This window comes from Mesorhizobium sp. M0514 (assembly GCF_040321145.1).
GTDB lineage: Bacteria > Pseudomonadota > Alphaproteobacteria > Rhizobiales > Rhizobiaceae > Mesorhizobium.
Map to the genome: position 1 here is coordinate 1 of NZ_JAMYQZ010000055.1, position 15,010 is coordinate 15,010.

Annotated in this window: 17 protein-coding genes; 9 read left to right on the plus strand and 8 right to left on the minus strand. The window is 62.5% G+C overall.

The genetic code is table 11. From position 1 onward, the window contains the following. Nucleotides 1–156: 156 nt before the first annotated feature. Genes NKI61_RS21195 through NKI61_RS21205 form a run of 3 tightly spaced genes read right to left on the minus strand, consistent with a single transcriptional unit; the run spans nt 157 to nt 2,639 of the window. The gene (locus NKI61_RS21195; RefSeq protein ID WP_352840659.1) at nt 157–573 is read right to left on the minus strand and encodes a cupin domain-containing protein; all 417 of its coding nucleotides are present in this window, start codon (nt 571–573) and stop codon (nt 157–159) included. A 4-nt stretch (nt 574–577) separates the two neighbouring features. Continuing rightward, entirely contained in the window at nt 578–1,432 is an 855-nt protein-coding gene (locus NKI61_RS21200) for a phosphoenolpyruvate hydrolase family protein (protein ID WP_023669852.1), read from the minus strand. Nucleotides 1,433–1,445: 13 nt separating this feature from the next. Next, nucleotides 1,446–2,639: a Tm-1-like ATP-binding domain-containing protein gene (locus NKI61_RS21205; RefSeq protein WP_023740792.1), complete on the minus strand. Its 1,194-nt coding sequence runs from the start codon at nt 2,637–2,639 to the stop codon at nt 1,446–1,448. A 111-nt stretch (nt 2,640–2,750) separates the two neighbouring features. On the opposite strand from NKI61_RS21205, the gene NKI61_RS21210 reads away from it, so the two are divergent. The 7 genes from NKI61_RS21210 to NKI61_RS21240 all read left to right on the plus strand — a co-directional run bounded on the left by NKI61_RS21210 (nt 2,751) and on the right by NKI61_RS21240 (nt 9,448). Next, nucleotides 2,751–3,434: a TetR/AcrR family transcriptional regulator gene (locus NKI61_RS21210; RefSeq protein ID WP_352840662.1), complete on the plus strand. Its 684-nt coding sequence runs from the start codon at nt 2,751–2,753 to the stop codon at nt 3,432–3,434. Between the two features lie 360 nt (nt 3,435–3,794). Continuing rightward, nucleotides 3,795–5,111: an ABC transporter substrate-binding protein gene (locus tag NKI61_RS21215; protein ID WP_023669849.1), complete on the plus strand. Its 1,317-nt coding sequence runs from the start codon at nt 3,795–3,797 to the stop codon at nt 5,109–5,111. A gap of 67 nt (nt 5,112–5,178) precedes the next feature. Then, nucleotides 5,179–6,084, plus strand: a complete 906-nt coding sequence (locus NKI61_RS21220) for a carbohydrate ABC transporter permease (protein WP_023682997.1) — start codon at nt 5,179–5,181, stop codon at nt 6,082–6,084. 1 nt (nt 6,085) lies between these two features. Then, a complete protein-coding gene (locus NKI61_RS21225; protein ID WP_023682998.1) occupies nt 6,086–7,045 on the plus strand; it encodes a carbohydrate ABC transporter permease in 960 nt (319 codons plus the stop codon). Then, on the plus strand, nt 7,042–7,263 hold the full coding sequence (locus NKI61_RS21230) for a hypothetical protein (protein ID WP_023669846.1): 222 nt from the start codon (nt 7,042–7,044) through the stop codon (nt 7,261–7,263). Before NKI61_RS21225 ends, NKI61_RS21230 begins: the two co-directional genes overlap by 4 nt. After that, a complete protein-coding gene (locus NKI61_RS21235) occupies nt 7,260–8,363 on the plus strand; it encodes an ABC transporter ATP-binding protein (RefSeq protein ID WP_023692023.1) in 1,104 nt (367 codons plus the stop codon). Before NKI61_RS21230 ends, NKI61_RS21235 begins: the two co-directional genes overlap by 4 nt. Further along, the gene (locus NKI61_RS21240; protein ID WP_023669844.1) at nt 8,363–9,448 is read left to right on the plus strand and encodes an ABC transporter ATP-binding protein; all 1,086 of its coding nucleotides are present in this window, start codon (nt 8,363–8,365) and stop codon (nt 9,446–9,448) included. The genes NKI61_RS21235 and NKI61_RS21240 overlap by 1 nt, the downstream gene beginning before the upstream one ends. 38 nt (nt 9,449–9,486) lie before the next feature. On the opposite strand, the gene NKI61_RS21245 is transcribed toward NKI61_RS21240, so the two are convergent. Further along, nucleotides 9,487–10,065, minus strand: a complete 579-nt coding sequence (locus tag NKI61_RS21245; RefSeq protein ID WP_352840664.1) for a TetR/AcrR family transcriptional regulator — start codon at nt 10,063–10,065, stop codon at nt 9,487–9,489. Nucleotides 10,066–10,159: 94 nt separating this feature from the next. On the opposite strand from NKI61_RS21245, the gene NKI61_RS21250 reads away from it, so the two are divergent. Beyond that, complete coding sequence (locus NKI61_RS21250) at nt 10,160–11,068, plus strand: SDR family oxidoreductase (protein WP_352840666.1); 909 nt, start codon at nt 10,160–10,162, stop codon at nt 11,066–11,068. Nucleotides 11,069–11,070: 2 nt separating this feature from the next. Here NKI61_RS21250 and NKI61_RS21255 read toward each other — a convergent pair whose 3' ends face one another. Next, on the minus strand, nt 11,071–11,418 hold the full coding sequence (locus NKI61_RS21255; protein ID WP_023692020.1) for a GFA family protein: 348 nt from the start codon (nt 11,416–11,418) through the stop codon (nt 11,071–11,073). A 116-nt stretch (nt 11,419–11,534) separates the two neighbouring features. Here NKI61_RS21255 and NKI61_RS21260 point away from each other — a divergent pair, with 116 nt between their 5' ends. After that, a complete protein-coding gene (locus NKI61_RS21260; protein WP_352840689.1) occupies nt 11,535–12,830 on the plus strand; it encodes an amidase in 1,296 nt (431 codons plus the stop codon). Nucleotides 12,831–12,852: 22 nt separating this feature from the next. On the opposite strand, the gene NKI61_RS21265 is transcribed toward NKI61_RS21260, so the two are convergent. The 3 genes from NKI61_RS21265 to NKI61_RS21275 form a co-directional block, all read right to left on the minus strand. Continuing rightward, nucleotides 12,853–13,230 carry a hypothetical protein gene (locus NKI61_RS21265; protein WP_023692018.1) on the minus strand — a complete coding sequence of 126 codons (378 nt, stop codon included), beginning with the start codon at nt 13,228–13,230 and terminating at the stop codon, nt 12,853–12,855. A 3-nt stretch (nt 13,231–13,233) separates the two neighbouring features. Further along, nucleotides 13,234–14,214, minus strand: a complete 981-nt coding sequence (locus NKI61_RS21270) for an NAD(P)-dependent oxidoreductase (protein ID WP_023686626.1) — start codon at nt 14,212–14,214, stop codon at nt 13,234–13,236. 78 nt (nt 14,215–14,292) lie between these two features. Next, nucleotides 14,293–15,009 carry a FadR/GntR family transcriptional regulator gene (locus NKI61_RS21275; RefSeq protein ID WP_352840668.1) on the minus strand — a complete coding sequence of 239 codons (717 nt, stop codon included), beginning with the start codon at nt 15,007–15,009 and terminating at the stop codon, nt 14,293–14,295. Nucleotide 15,010: the final 1 nt, after the last annotated feature.

A 15,010-nucleotide genomic window follows, 5' to 3' on the forward strand; every position in this document is an offset into this window, starting at 1 on the left:
GGTCCTCCGGCGGACAAGAAAACTGTCACCCATGCTATCGGTCCATTCTGTTACCTATCTATCCGGTTCGGACAAAAGCATCTTTCTCCCCGTCACTATACGGGGAGAAATGTCCGGCAAGACAATGAGGGGCGGCGCTACCCCTGGAAGAAATCATCATTTCCCCGCCGGGATCAACCTGAAATCCGGCAACTCCCGCAGCACCAGTTCGGGTCCAGCCGGCGAATAGACAACGAGGAGCTGCATCGGCCCATCGCCCGTGTTCAGTGTCGAATGGAAACGGCTTTCCGGCACATAGATGGTGCAGCCGGGGCCGACCTTGGCGACGACCGGATTGCCCTCCTCGTCCTCGACCATCTGCTCGCCATTGCCCGAAATAACGAAGATGATCTCTTCCGCGCCGGGATGGTTGTGGCGCGTGTGTCCCTTGCCTGAGGGCAGGTCGACGACACCGCCGGAAAAGCGCTCAGCGCCATTCACTTCAGGCGCCACCGTCAGCGACAGCTTGCCCCAGTCAAAGCCGAAGGCGCTCACGTCCTTCGGGTATACGAATACCTTGCTCTTGTCGGTCATGATCTCATCCCTTCTTTTTCTTCTGGTCGTGCAGCATGACGGCCTTGAAATCCGCCGTCTGCCTGGCGATCGCGGCTTCAGCCGGCAGCCGTTCCATCGAACTCGCGCCATAAAAGCCGTGCAGGCCCTTGCAGCGGTCGAGGATGTAGCGGGCATCATCCGGCATCGAGATCGGCCCGCCATGGCAAAGCAGGATGACATCCTTGCGCACCGAGCGCGCCGCGTTGGCGATGGCGTCGATCTCGACCACGCAGTCGTCGAGCGACTTGGCCGACGTGGCTCCGATCGAGCCGCCGGTCGTCACCCCCATATGGGCAACGACGATGTCGGCGCCGGCTTTTGTCATGGCGCGCGCCTCGTCGGGGTTGAAGACATAGGGCGTGGTCAGAAGATCGAGCTTGTGCGCCTCGGCGATCATGTCGACCTCCAGCCCGAAGCCCATGCCGGTTTCCTCAAAACTCTGGCGCATGCTGCCATCGAACAGGCCGATGGTCGGGAAATTCTGCACGCCTGAAAAGCCCATCGTCTTCAGCTCGGCAAGCAGCAACGGCATGATGACGAAGGGATCGGTGCCGTTGACACCGGCCAGCACCGGCGTCTTTTTGACCACCGGCAGCACCTCATAGGCCATTTCCTTGACGATCTCATTGGCGTTGCCATAGGCGAGCAGGCCGGCAGCCGAGCCGCGCCCGGCCATGCGGTAGCGGCCGGAATTGTAGATGATGATGAGGTCGATGCCGCCGGCTTCCTCGGCCTTGGCCGACAGGCCGGTGCCGGCGCCGCCCCCGACGATGGGCACGCCGTCGGCGATCATCGCCTTGAACTTCTTCAATATGTCTTTGCGCGGTATTGCGGGCATTTGTTGGCTCTCACTATCTGGCGATGTCGAGGAAGGCCGCGGTTGCGGCTTTGGCAAATTCCGGATCGTTGATGTGCAACGGCAGGCGTGTGACGCGGCGCGTGGCGCTCGGCCTAATGGTACGCTCGACGGCATCGAACAGCACGGCGTCGGCTTCGGCGTCGAAGAAGGCGCCGCCCTCGATATCGAGTGCCGAGACACCTTTTTCCGGTATCAGGAAATGTACGGGACCGCCGCAGCTGGAGAGCCGACCGCCGATCCATTCGCCGATGCTGCGGCATTCGTCCGCCGTGGTGCGCATCAGTGTGACGTTGGGATTGTGCTCGTAAAACAGCCGGCCCCTAAACTTCTCGGGAATGGTCGGCGGCGCCCAGAAATTGACCATGTCCAGCGCGCCGACCGAGCCGACATAGGGCAGCCCGGTGCGGGCGATAGCGCCGAAGCGGTCTTCCGTCGCAGGCAGCACGCCGCCGAGCAGCAGGTCGCAGACTTCCGTCGTGGTGATGTCGATGACGCCGGCGAGCAGGCCCGAGTCCGCGAGCTTCTCCATCGAGCGGCCGCCGGTGCCGGTGGCGTGGAAAACCATGCAGTCATAGTTGGCGCGCAACTGATCCGCGATGGCGGTCACGCAAGGCGTGGTGACGCCGAACATGGTGAGCCCGAGTGCCGGCTTGCCGGTGGCAGTCGGCGCCGGCTTTGCGGCCATGCCGGCGATCGCTTGCGCCGCGTTGTGCAGCACCGTGCGGGAGAGCCGGTTCAGTCCCGCCATATCGGTGACCGATGGCATCATGATGATGTCGGAGACGTCGACATAGGCCGCGGTGTCGCCGGAGGCGAGCGTCGAGACCATGATCTTGGGCAGCCCAAGCGGCAGCGCGCGCATGCCGGCAGTGATGATCGACGTGCCGCCACCGCCGCCAATGCCGATCACGCCCGATATGTCGCCGCGCGACCGAATGAAACTTGTGAAAGCGGCGCTCATGCGGGCCACTGCCGTGCCGCGATCATCGATGCCGAGCACGCCACTGGCTCCATCTGGATGATGCGCCGCGACCTCGCTGGCCGGGATATCGACCGGCACGGTGGCGCCGCGCGTTCCGATGTCGACGCGGGCAACCGAACTGCCGGTGGCGGCAATTGCGTCGGCCAGGAAGGCAAGTTCCTCGCCCTTGGTGTCGGCTGTGCCCACCACGTAGATGCGCTTCATCGCGTTTCTCCCGTCACCGGTCGACCGGCGCCGGGCCGCCTGTCGCCCTTTGCCGGCCTTTCGGTGGGCAAAGGTCATTGCAATTTTTTGAGACGCGCGTATCGTATTGACATGGAAGTCTCACGTCAACAAGCCGCTGGGAACGACGACGCCAACGAGGCTGCCGAACGCGGCCCGCGGGCCCGCACAAAACGGCTGATGCTGGAGACGGCGACGCGGCTGATGCAGGCGGGCGTCACCCCGTCTGTGAGCGAAGTGGCGGAGGTGGCGCAAGTGTCGCGCGCCACCGCCTATCGCTATTTCCCCAGCCAGGCAGCCCTGGTGCAGGCGGTGGTCGACGAGGGGCTTGGGCCGATCCTGACCTGGCAATCGACGTCCACCGATGCCGGGCGCCGCGTCGCCGAACTGTTCGACACCGCCATGCCGCGCATCGAGGCTTTCGAGGCAACTTTCAAGGCGGCGCTGAAACTGTCGCTCGACCAATGGGCGCAGCGGCAGGCGGGCACGTTGGACGGCGAGCCGCAATTCACGCGCGGTCATCGCGTCCAGCTGCTGAAGGACGCCATCGCACCGCTCAAGGGCCGGCTGCCGCCGCGCGAGTTCAAGCGACTGGCACAGGCGCTGTCGATGATGTTCGGCGTCGAAGTGCTGATCGTGCTGAAGGATATATGGGGGCTCGATAGCCGCGGCATGCGGTCGGTCGCGCAATGGGCGGCGGGCGCCCTTGTGCGCGCCGCGGTGGCGGAATCGACGGCTGAAACCGATGTGGCCCGGCCAGAGGCGTTGGCGAAATAGCGCCAATCTGGTTCGACCAGATTTCGATGCCCACTATTGATGTTAACCGGGATGGCAGTGCCGAAACAAGGCTCTTCTATATCAACGAGTAGGAAAATTCAGGGAAAACAGACGGATACATGAAGAATCCGGTTATACAAGCTCCGGTAGTGGTCCAAGAAAGAGCTTGACGGCTATCCAAAATTGGTAATACCAGATCAGGACAGAAAAAGCGGATCGAAAGTGAGAGCTGCGATCCATTTTCCGGCAAAGCGAGGAGGCTTGGAACCGGAAAGGTGCGATCTCGGGAGGAACTACCAGGGCCGGCTTCACCGCCGGCTCTCATGACAAGGTAGAATGCGCACAAGGGAGGAAATCATTATGCGCAAGACAATGACCAGCCTGCTTGCTGGTATCGGCTTAGTACTTGCCTGCGGAACGTCCGTCTACGCGCAGGACAAGGAGCTCACCATCTTTTGGGCGGAATGGGATCCGGCCAACTACCTGCAGGAACTCGGCAACGAGTACGAGAAGGAAACCGGCGTCAAGATCACGGTGGAAACCACGCCCTGGTCCGACTTCCAGACCAAGGCTTTCACCGAGTTCAACGCCCATGGCGACGCCTATGATATGGTCGTTGGCGACTCGCAATGGCTCGGCGCCGGCTCGACCGGCGGCCACTATGTCGACCTGACCGACTTCTTCAACAAGCACAAGCTTGGCGAAGTGATGGCGCCGGCAACGGTGAAATATTACGCCGAGTATCCGGGCGGCAGCAGCAAGTACTGGGCGATCCCGCTCGAAGGCGACGCTGTCGGCTGGTCCTATCGCAAGGACTGGTTCGAGGACCCGAAGGAAAAGGAAGCCTTCAAGGCCAAATACGGCTACGATCTCGACGTGCCGAAGGATTTCAAGGCGCTGCGCGACATCGCGGAGTTCTTCTATCGGCCGGATCAGAAGCGATACGGCATCGCCATCTACACCGACAATTCCTATGACGCGATGGCGATGGGCTTCGAAAACGCGCTGTTCTCCTTCGGCGGCGAACTGGGTGACTACAAGACCTACAAGGTCGACGGTTTCATCAACTCCGACAAGGCAATCGCCGCACTCGACGCCTACAAGGAACTCTACACGTTCACGCCTCCGGGCTGGGCCAAGTCGTTCTTCGTGGAGGACAATCAGGCGATCACCGAAAACCTGGCCGCGATGAGCATGAACTACTTCGCGTTCTTCCCCTCGCTGATCAACGAGGCGTCGAACCCGAACGCCAAGAACACCGGCTTCTTCGCCAATCCTCCAGGCCCGAACGGCGATCAGTTCGCCGCACTCGGCGGTCAGGGCATCTCGATCGTTTCCTACTCCAAGAAGCAGGAAGAGGCGACGAAGTTCCTTGAATGGTTCATCAAGGACGAGACCCAGAAGAAGTGGGCGGCGCTCGGCGGCTACACCTGCAGCGCTGCCGTGCTCAAGTCGGAGGAGTTCCAGAACGCCACGCCGTACAACAAGGCCTTCTACGAGACCATGTTCAAGGTGAAGGACTTCTGGGCGGTGCCGGAATATGCCGAGCTGCTGCAGCAGCTCAACCAGCGCGTCTATCCCTACATGATCGGCGGCGAAGGCACCGCCAAGGAAACGCTGGACGCGCTCGCAGGCGACTGGAACGCGACGTTCAAGAAATACGGCCGCGGCCAATAAGCAGCTTTTCTCGCGGAGGAGGCATCCGTGCCTCCTCCGTTCTTTTTTCCGAAACGGGAGCAGGGTCTTGGCGACCACGATGATCACCACGCTGGACACTTCCTCGCGGGCCGCTGCACGCGGCTTGAGCGACATGTCGATCCGCAACCTCTTCATAATCCCGACGATCCTGTTCCTGATCGTCTTCAACATTTTCCCGCTGATCTATTCGCTGGGCTATTCCTTCACCGATTTCCGCGCGTCGACCAACGCGCCGGCGAATTTCGTCGGGCTGCAGAATTATCGCGACCTGCTCAACGACCCCTATGTCTGGTCCAACTTCGCCATCACCGCGAAGTACGTCATCATCTCGGTCGCGGGTCAGCTGCTCGTCGGCTTCGGCGTGGCCATGCTGCTCAACCGGGATATTCCCCTCAAGGGTCTCATCACAACGCTGCTGCTGCTGCCGATGATGCTGTCGATGGCCGTCGTCGGTCTGTTCTGGAAACTGCTCTATGATCCGTCATGGGGGGTCATCAACTATGCGCTTGGCCTCGGCAATTTCGAGTGGCTGGCGGATCCCAAGATGGCGCTCTATGCGGTTGCGCTAACCGACATCTGGATGTGGTCGCCCTTCGTCATGCTGTTGTCGCTGGCCGGTCTTTCAGCGGTGCCGAAGCATCTCTACGAAGCAGCGGCGATCGACCGCGCCGGACCGTTCTACACCTTCTTCCGCATCACGCTGCCGCTGGTCGCGCCGATCCTGATGATCGCGGTCATCTTCCGCACCATGGAAGCGTTCAAGACCTTCGACCTCGCCTATATCCTGACCAGCCAGCCGACGGCCGAGCTGATCTCTATCCGGCTGTACAAGATGGCGTTCCAGGAATGGCAGACCGGGCGCTCCTGCGCGCTCGCCTACATCGTGCTGATCATGGTGCTGGCCATCACCAACATCTACGTCAAGTACCTCAACAAGGTGAAGGAGCGCTGAGATGGCCGCCGTCCGCACTTCTTCCGAAATAGGCTTCAATCGCGTCGCCATCGTCGCCGTCCTTTTGGTGACGATCATCTTCCTGGCGCCGATCTACTGGATCGCCTCGACGGCGTTCAAGCCGCGCAATCTTGCCACGACCATCCCGCCGACGGTGGTGTTCCAGCCCGAGATATCGCCGTTCGTCAAGCTGTTCACCAAGCGCTCGCAGATGCGCAACCCGCCGTCGCCGGAAGAGTATGCGGCGGCACCCTGGTGGGAACGTGTCGTGTTCGACGGCGGTGAAAAGATCGTGCGCGACGGCAAGGGCCAGGTGCAATGGTCCGGCTATCCGAGCCGCTTCATGAACTCGCTGATCATTGCCATCACCTCGACGGTGCTGGCTGTCGGCATGGGTACCTTCACCGCCTACGGCTTCTCGCGCTTCAAGGTGAAGGGGGAGGCGGATCTGCTCTTCTTCATCCTGTCGACGCGCATGCTGCCGCCGGTGGTGGTCGCGATCCCGATGTTCCTGATGTACCGGGCCGTCGGCCTCAACGATTCCCATATCGGGCTGATCATCCTTTATACCGCCTTCAACCTGTCCTTTTCGGTGTGGCTGATGAAGGGGTTCATGGACGAGATCCCGAAGGAGTATGAAGAGGCAGCGCTGGTCGACGGCTACACCCGCATGGAAGCCTTCTTCAAGATCGTGCTGCCGGAGGCCGCCACCGGCATCGCCGCGACTGCGGTTTTCTGCTTCATCACGGCGTGGAACGAGTATGCTTTCGCGCTGATCATGACCAACCGCCGCGCCCAGACGGCGCCGCCCTTCATCCCCAGCCAGGTCGGCGCCGGCCTGCCCGACTGGACGGTGATCGCCGCCGGAACCTTCCTGTTCCTGCTGCCGGTCGCAATCTTCACCTTCCTGCTCCGCAACCATTTGCTGCGCGGCATGTCCTTCGGAGCGATCCGCAAATGAGCTTTCGAGCCATCAACCAGAAATATCTCGAACCGGGGTCTCAGGTGCTGATGGTCCTCGGCATCATCGCGCTTTGCCAGCCGTGGAACCTGCTGCTGCACAGCTATGGCGTGACCATCATCCTGATCGGCCTGATCGGCTTCAACATCACCTCGAAGATCGCGCCGGCGGAGAAGGCCGGTACCGGCCAGGTGCGCAATCCGGGAGCAGAGCATTGACCCAGATTGAGCTTCGCGGCGTCCAGAAATTCTTCGGTGCGGTCCAGGTCATCAAGGACCTCAACCTCAAGATCGACGACAACGAGTTCATCGTGCTGCTCGGTCAGTCGGGTTGCGGCAAGACGACGACATTGAGGGCGGTTGCCGGGCTGGAGACGATCGACGGCGGTGACATCCTCATCGACGGCAAGCCGGTGCAACACCTCAAGGCCGCCGACCGCGACATCGCCATGGTGTTCCAGTCGTTCTCGCTTTACCCGCATATGAGCGTCTATGAGAACATTGCTTTTCCCTTGCGCGCGACGCGCAAGAGCAAGGCCGAGATCGATAGCGAGGTGCGCTCGGTCGCCAAGACGCTGCAGATCACGGAACTGCTGGCCAAGAAGCCGTCGGCGCTGTCGGGCGGCGACATGCAGCGTGTGGCCATCGGCCGGGCTCTGGTGCGGCGGCCGAAGGCGATGCTGATGGACGAGCCGATCGGCGCCCTCGACGCCAAGCTGCGCGAAGAGATGCGGGCCGAGATCAAGCGGCTGCACATCAAACAGGGCTCGACCACCATCTATGTCACGCACGACCAGATCGAGGCGATGAGCCTCGCCGACCGCATCGTGATCATGCATGAGGGCGTGCTGCAGCAGGTCGGTTCGCCCGACGAGGTCTATTCGCATCCGGCCAATCTGTTCGTGGCGCAGTTCGTCGGCAGCCCGGTGATGAACGTCGCCGACGCGGCGATCGCCGAGACCGCTTCGGCGGCCTCGGTCACCCTCGGTGGCGCTGCCGCCGGCTTCGAATTCCCGCGCACGCTTTTGTCCAAGCTCAACGGCCATGCCGGCGGCCAGCTTGCGCTCGGCATCCGGCCGGAAGGCGTGCTGGTGCGCCATGAAGCGGCGGAGGGTTTCGTGCCGGTCGAGACACAGATCGTCGAGCCGCTCGGCTCGTTTGACATTGTCGATCTCAAGGTCGGCTCCAAGATGCTGCGCGCGCGCACCAAGAGCGGCTTCGTCGGCGGCCCGGGCGAAAAGGTTTTCGCCAGGATCGATCCGGCGCAGGCACATTTCTTCGACACGGCAAGCGGCAAGTCGCTTGAGGTGAGGCTCTGATGGCTCATATCCAGCTCAAGAATATTTCCAAGAGCTTCGGCAACCACACCGCACTGACCGGGCTCGATCTCGAGATCGCCGATGGCGAGTTCTTCGTGCTGCTCGGCGAGACCGGCGCCGGCAAGACGACGACGCTGCGCATGATCGCGGGTCTGGAAAAGCCGACCGAGGGTCAGGTGTTCATCGACGGCGTCGACGTCGCCGACTGGGGTGCGGCCGAGCGCGACGTGGCGCTGGTGCTTCAGCAATATTCGCTCTATCCGCGCTATACGGTCCGCGAAAACCTCGAATTCCCGCTGAAGCCGAAGATACGTCGGCTGCCGGATGCCGAGATCAAGGACCGTGTTGCACGAGCGGCCAAGACACTGCGGATCGAGCATCTGCTCGACCGCAAGACCGACCGCCTTTCAGGCGGCGAAATGCAGCGCGTCTCTATCGGGCGCGCCATCGTGCGCAAGCCGCGCGTGTTCCTGATGGACGAACCGCTGTCGGCGCTCGACGCCAAACTGCGCGAGGCGCTGCGCACGGAACTGAAGAACCTGCAGATCCAGCTTGGCGCCACCTTTCTGTTCGTCACCCACGACCAGATCGAGGCGATGTCGATGGGCGACAAAGTGGGCGTGCTCAACCATGGCCGCATCATCCAGACCGGCACGCCGCACGAGATCTATAACAATCCGCGCGATACCTATGTGGCGAGCTTCGTCGGCTCGCCGCCGATGAACCTGATCGATGGCAAGCTGGTCAACGGCCGCGCGGTGATGGCGCCGCTGAATTTCGAACTGCCTTTCTCTGGGGGTGCCAAGGCGGGCGGTGCGACCGACGGTCGCCCGCTCGTCTTCGGTATTCGACCTGAGGATGTGTATCTTGAAAGCGGTGCGCCGGTCGAGGCACGCGTCCACGATGTTGAGAACCATGGCGTGGAAAAGATCCTGACTCTGCGGGTCGGCGACACGACGCTACGCGCCACGGTGCCGGCCAGAACCGATGTCCAGATCGAGCAGCCGGTGCGCTTTGCCTGGAATCAGGACAAGGTGGTGCTGTTCGACAAGGGCAGCGGCGTGAGCTTGCGGCACGCCAGCTAATTTAGACTACATCCACTCCCAGCTTGCGCAGCGGCCCATCACGGTTTTCGGGCCGCTGTTTTGGTGATGGCTGCAACGAAGCACTTGAGGCCTTCCTCGACATAGGTGGCCACCTCGATCGTCGGGTCAAAACTCCACCACAGCAGTGAGCCCTGCCAATGCGATGCCATCAGCAGGCCGATGTCGCGCGGGGTGTCGGGCGTTCCGGCCAAGCAAGCCGCAAGGGCCTCGCTCAGGAACGCTTTCCAGGCGCCGCCTCGCGCCCTGAGCACGGGGTCGCGCAGATCCTCGCGCAGGACGAGCAGGCCCTCGGCGTAGGCTTCGATGCCGCCGTAGCCCTGCGACAGCCCCACCAGCAATTCGATCGCGCCGGCCGGCGTTTTGGGAACGGTGGCTGCGAGTTCCCTCGTCTTGGCATCGAGGCCATCCCACGCTTGCAGCAAGGTGCGCTGCTTCAGCTGCGCCTTGTTGCCGAAACGCTGCACCAGTGTTGCGCCAGAGAGGCCGCACGCCTTTGCCAGCCGCTCGAAGGTGAGCGCCTCGGGTCCATGTTCGTGAATCAATCCCAACGCGGCTTCCAGCACCTGCTCGTCGGATTTGGTTTTTGGTCGCGTCACCTTGACATCTCAAATAACCGAATAATCATTTATATATAATGCGAGCGGCGTAAGCCAGATCGGTTTGGTCGATAGATTCGGTTGGGAGACTACCATGACGTTGCAAGGAAAGGTCGCCCTGGTCGCCGGCGCCACGCGTGGTGCCGGGCGGGGGATCGCGGTTGAACTCGGCGCCGCCGGCGCCACCGTCTATGTCACCGGGCGCACCACACGCAGCCAGCAATCCGACTATGCCCGGCCCGAAACCATCGAGGAGACGGCGGAGCTGGTTTGTTCGCATGGCGGCAAGGGCATTGCCGTGCAAGTCGATCATATGGTGACTGATGATGTGCGCAGTCTGGTCGAGCGCATCCGGGCCGAACAGGGTCGGCTCGACATTCTGGTCAACGATATCTGGGGCGGCGAAAAGCTGTTCGAGTGGAATAAGCCGGTCTGGGACCACAATCTGGAAAACGGCCTGCGCCTGTTGCGGCTCGGCATCGACACGCATCTGATCACCGCGCATCATGCGCTGCCGCTGATGATCGAGCGGCCGGGCGGGCTGCTGGTCGAGGTCACTGACGGCACCGCCGAGTACAATGCCGATCACTATCGGCTGTCGCCGTTCTACGATCTCGCCAAGGTCGCGGTGAACCGCATGGCATGGGCACACGCCAAAGATCTTGCTGCGCATGGCGCCACCTCGGTGTCGCTGACGCCCGGATGGCTGCGTTCCGAAATGATGCTGGAGGCGTTTGGCGTCACCGAAGACAATTGGCGCGACGCCACCGCCAACGTGCCGCATTTCGTCATTTCCGAAACGCCGCGCTTTGTCGGCCGCGCGGTCGCGTCGCTTGCGGCGGATCCGGATCGTGCGCGCTGGAACGGCCAGTCGCTGTCCAGCGGTGGGTTGGCGCAGATTTATGGTTTTACCGATCTCGACGGCTCACGCCCGGACGCCTGGCGCTATGTTCCGGAGGTACAGGACGCCGGCAAACCTGCCGATGCCGCGGGTTGCCGGTAAGCTTAGACCGAGCGGCCATCGAAGTCGAAAATCGACAGACCGACAGCATCAATATCCGCAACGCAGTTAAGGTTGACGTAGGCGCTGCGTTCGTTGCCCTGACTGACATCCTCGGCGAAGGGATGGATGCCGCAGGTCCGGCAGAAGCGATGCGCCAATACGTGATTGTTGAACGTATAGGTGCCGAGATCATCGCCCCATGCGAGCACCTTCAGGCTGTCATGCGGGATGGCGCATAACAGCACGCCCTTGCGCCTGCACATCGAACAATTGCACCGCACGGCGCCGGTCAGTTCGGCTTTGAATTCGAACGCTACCTTGCCGCAGTGGCAGCTGCCTTTGTACAGCATCAGTCTCTTCCTATCGCTGGCAGGTGCAAAGGCACGCTGTCCGGGTTATTCCTTCCGCTGACCTAGCGGCCCATATGCCTTAAAGACGCTCCACCTTGACGGAATCCGACATCGACATGCAATCAATCCGCGATCGTCTCGAGATCATCCTGTCACGTCTTGCCAGTTGCGCGGCAGGCGAGAAGGTGTTCACCAAACTCTATGCCGAGGCGGCGCGCGCAGCGGCCGAGGCCACCGATGCGCGCAAGAAGGCCGGCGTATCGCTCGGGCCGCTCGACGGCACCATCGTGTCGATCAAGGATCTGTTCGATGTCGCCGGCGAGCCGACCACGGCCGGGTCGCTGATGCTGAGGGACACCGCGCCCCGTCGGCACGACGCTGCGGTCGTCAGCCGTCTGCGCCAGGCCGGCGCCGTCATCATCGGCAAGACCAACATGACCGAATTCGCCTTCACCGCTATCGGCGACAACATGCACTACGGCACACCGGGCAATGCCGCCGACACCAGCCGCATTCCAGGCGGTTCGTCGTCGGGCGCCGCCGTGTCCGTTGGCGAGGGGACGAGCGACATTTCCATCGGCTCCGACACCGGCGGTTCGGTGCGCATCCCGGCATCGCTGAACGGCGTCGTCGGTTTCAAGCCGACGGCGCGGCGCGTGCCGCTGACTGGTGCCTATCCCCTTTCCGCGACGCTGGATTCGATCGGGCCGCTGGCGCTGAGTGTTGCTGCGTGTGCCCTGGCTGACGCCGCGATGACGGGCGAGCAGATGCCGCAACTGCACCTGCCGTTAGCGCTTGCCGGGCTTCGTGTCGGCATTCCGCGCGGCCTGCTTTTCGAAGACACGGAAACGGAGATTGCCGCCGCGTTCGATCGCAGCCTTGCCGGGATCCAGCAGGCAGGCGCGTGGCTCACGGACATTTCGATCGACGACCTCATTGCCGATCTGCGCCTGGCCACCAAACGCGGCTCGATCGCGGCCATGGAAGGTTCTGAAATCCATGCCGACTGGCTGGCGACGGGCGCATCGGTGCCGGTCGATCCCCATGTCAGCGGGCCGCTGTCGCGGGCGGCGGCCATACCGACGCCGGTTTATATCAGGGCAATGCGTCGTCGCGCGGCACTGTGCATAGCCATGGACGAGCGGTTGGGTTCGGTCGATGTGCTAGCTCTGCCGACCACGCCGGTGACAGCGCCGACTATCGTTTCGATGGCCGAGGATACGGCTCTGCGTGAACGCACCGAAGGTCTGCTGCTGCGCAATACCCAGGTCGCCAACCAGTTCGACCTCTGCGCGATCTCGCTGCCGATGCCCGGCATGACGCTGCCGGCCGGACTGATGCTGGTGGCGCGCAATGGCCACGACCACCATCTGCTGCGCATCGCGGCTGAAGTCGAGCGGCTGCTCCGATAGGCAGCGAGCCGTAGGTCGGCAGTCAACGTGCCGCGCAGCGCTTGCGCTCGCTTTTCTTGGAGGAGCGTTCGATTTTGGTAACGACCAGCATCGGCGGATCGTTCGGCTGGCCGCGATGCTGGATCGATCCTCGGACGACGAGTTTTCCAGCATAAAGCTTGTCGGAGAGGTCAGGTGCCGATCTGTCCAGCGGCGGCAATTCCGTAGTGTTGAGCTCCACGCCTTTAACGACATTGCCGGTGGTCAGATCCAGCGCATTGCCTGACGGGCAGGGCGCCATCATGCAGACGATCCCATTGCTGCAATAGACATAATCGCTGCTTTGTGCCGCCGCGAGCGAAGGTAAGGCCACGATCGACGACACTGCCAGAACCAGAGATGCGAAGCGAAAACCGGACATGGTTCACGCGTCCGCCGGGAACCGTCTGCGGTAATGCTCGACCACGTCGGGATTGCGCAGATTGACAGGCAGCCGGTTGGCCAGCACCAGCAAGGTCTCGCCGGCCGCGCCCACGCCCATGCGCATCATCGATTGCTCGGTAATCCCCGCCATATGCGGGGTGACGATAACATTGTCGAAACCGAAATAGGGATGGTTTGCCGGCAGCGGCTGCGTGGCAAAGACGTCGAGTGCGGCGCCGCCGATCCGGTCTTGGCGCAAGGCCTCGATCAGCGCCTCGTCGTCGATCACCGGTCCGCGCGAAATGTTGATCAAAAGCGCGTCCGGCTTCATGCGGGCAATGCGTTCGCGGCTGATCAGGCCGCGCGTTTCCGGCGTCAGCGGGCAGCAGAGCACGATGATGTCGCTCTGTTCGATCAGCGCATCGATCGACAGGAAGCCGATCCTGTCGGGTGCCGGCTGCATGCTGCGGGTCGTCGCCACGACGTCGAGGCCAAAGCCGTGCGCGGCGATATGGGCGACTGCCTGACCGATGGCGCCGAAGCCGATGATGCCGATGGTCTTGCCGGCAAGCTCGCTGGCATGGCTGGCGTGGTCGCGGCCGGCATTCCAGCCCTTGGCGCGCAAGTCGCGGTCGACCGAACGGAAGCGCCGAAGCAGGGCAAGGGCCGCGAACATCACATATTCAGCGACCGAACGCGCATTGACCGCCGGCACGTTGGCGACCAGCACGCCGGCCGCGGCCGCGGCCTCCATCGGCACCATGTCGAGCCCGGCGCCGTGGCGGACCGCGGCTCTGAGTTTCGTGGCGTTTTCGAACAGCGACGGCGGCAGCGGTGCGCGAACGATGATGACGTCGGCATGCTTCGCCTCGGCGGTCAGCGTTGCCGCATCGAGCGCTGAGGCGACGACGAGTTCACCGGCGCCCGCCAGCATTGCGGAGGCACGCGGATGCAGCGTGTGCGTCGACAGGATTCTGGGCATGGGGCTCTCGTGTTTGTCGCAAGGGAAAGCGCTGCGCGCTTCCCGGGAAAACCGTTTCACACTTTTCCTGGAGTTGCTCTAGGCTTTCTCAAATGCCAGGCTTTGCGCTTGCGCCTCCCGGCCCTCGATGATCCCCTTCCAGTAGCTTTCCGCGCCTTGCAGGTGGGCGCTCATCAGCGCCTGGGCGAGATTGCCGTCGCGACGCAGCAGCGCCTCGTAGATCTGGATATGCTCGGCATGCGAGCGCACTGAGCGCTCGGGATCGTTGAAGTAGATCGGCAGCCGCTGCTCGCCCATCAGGTAATAGACGCTGCAGATATTGTGGAAGACGCCGTTCTTGGTCGCCCGCACGATTTCGAGGTGGAATTCGCGGTCTTCCTTGGCGAGGCCTTCGCCGGCGGCGATGCACTCCTCCGAGGCTTTCAGGATCTCCCGCAGGCGTTCGAAATTCTCTTCGGTGGCACGCGAACAGGCAAGTTCGGCGGCCTTGATCTCGTGGATCTTGCGCAGTTCGACGGTCTCGTAGATCTGCACCGGATCGAGCGGCAGGCCCGCGCGGGCGAAAAGAGCCAAGGCTTCTACACTGGCCTGCCTGGTGTCGACATAGATGCCGGATTTGGCGCGGCGCTCGACGATGCGCATGGCCTCCAGAATGGCCAGCGCCTCGCGGATCTGGCCGCGGCTGACACCGAAATGCTCCGCCAGTTCGCGCTCCGAAGGCGTGCGGCCGGTCTCCTTGTCCGAATGGGCGAAGAGATAGGCGGCGAGTTCGGCGAGAAGGTTCTTTTCTTTCATC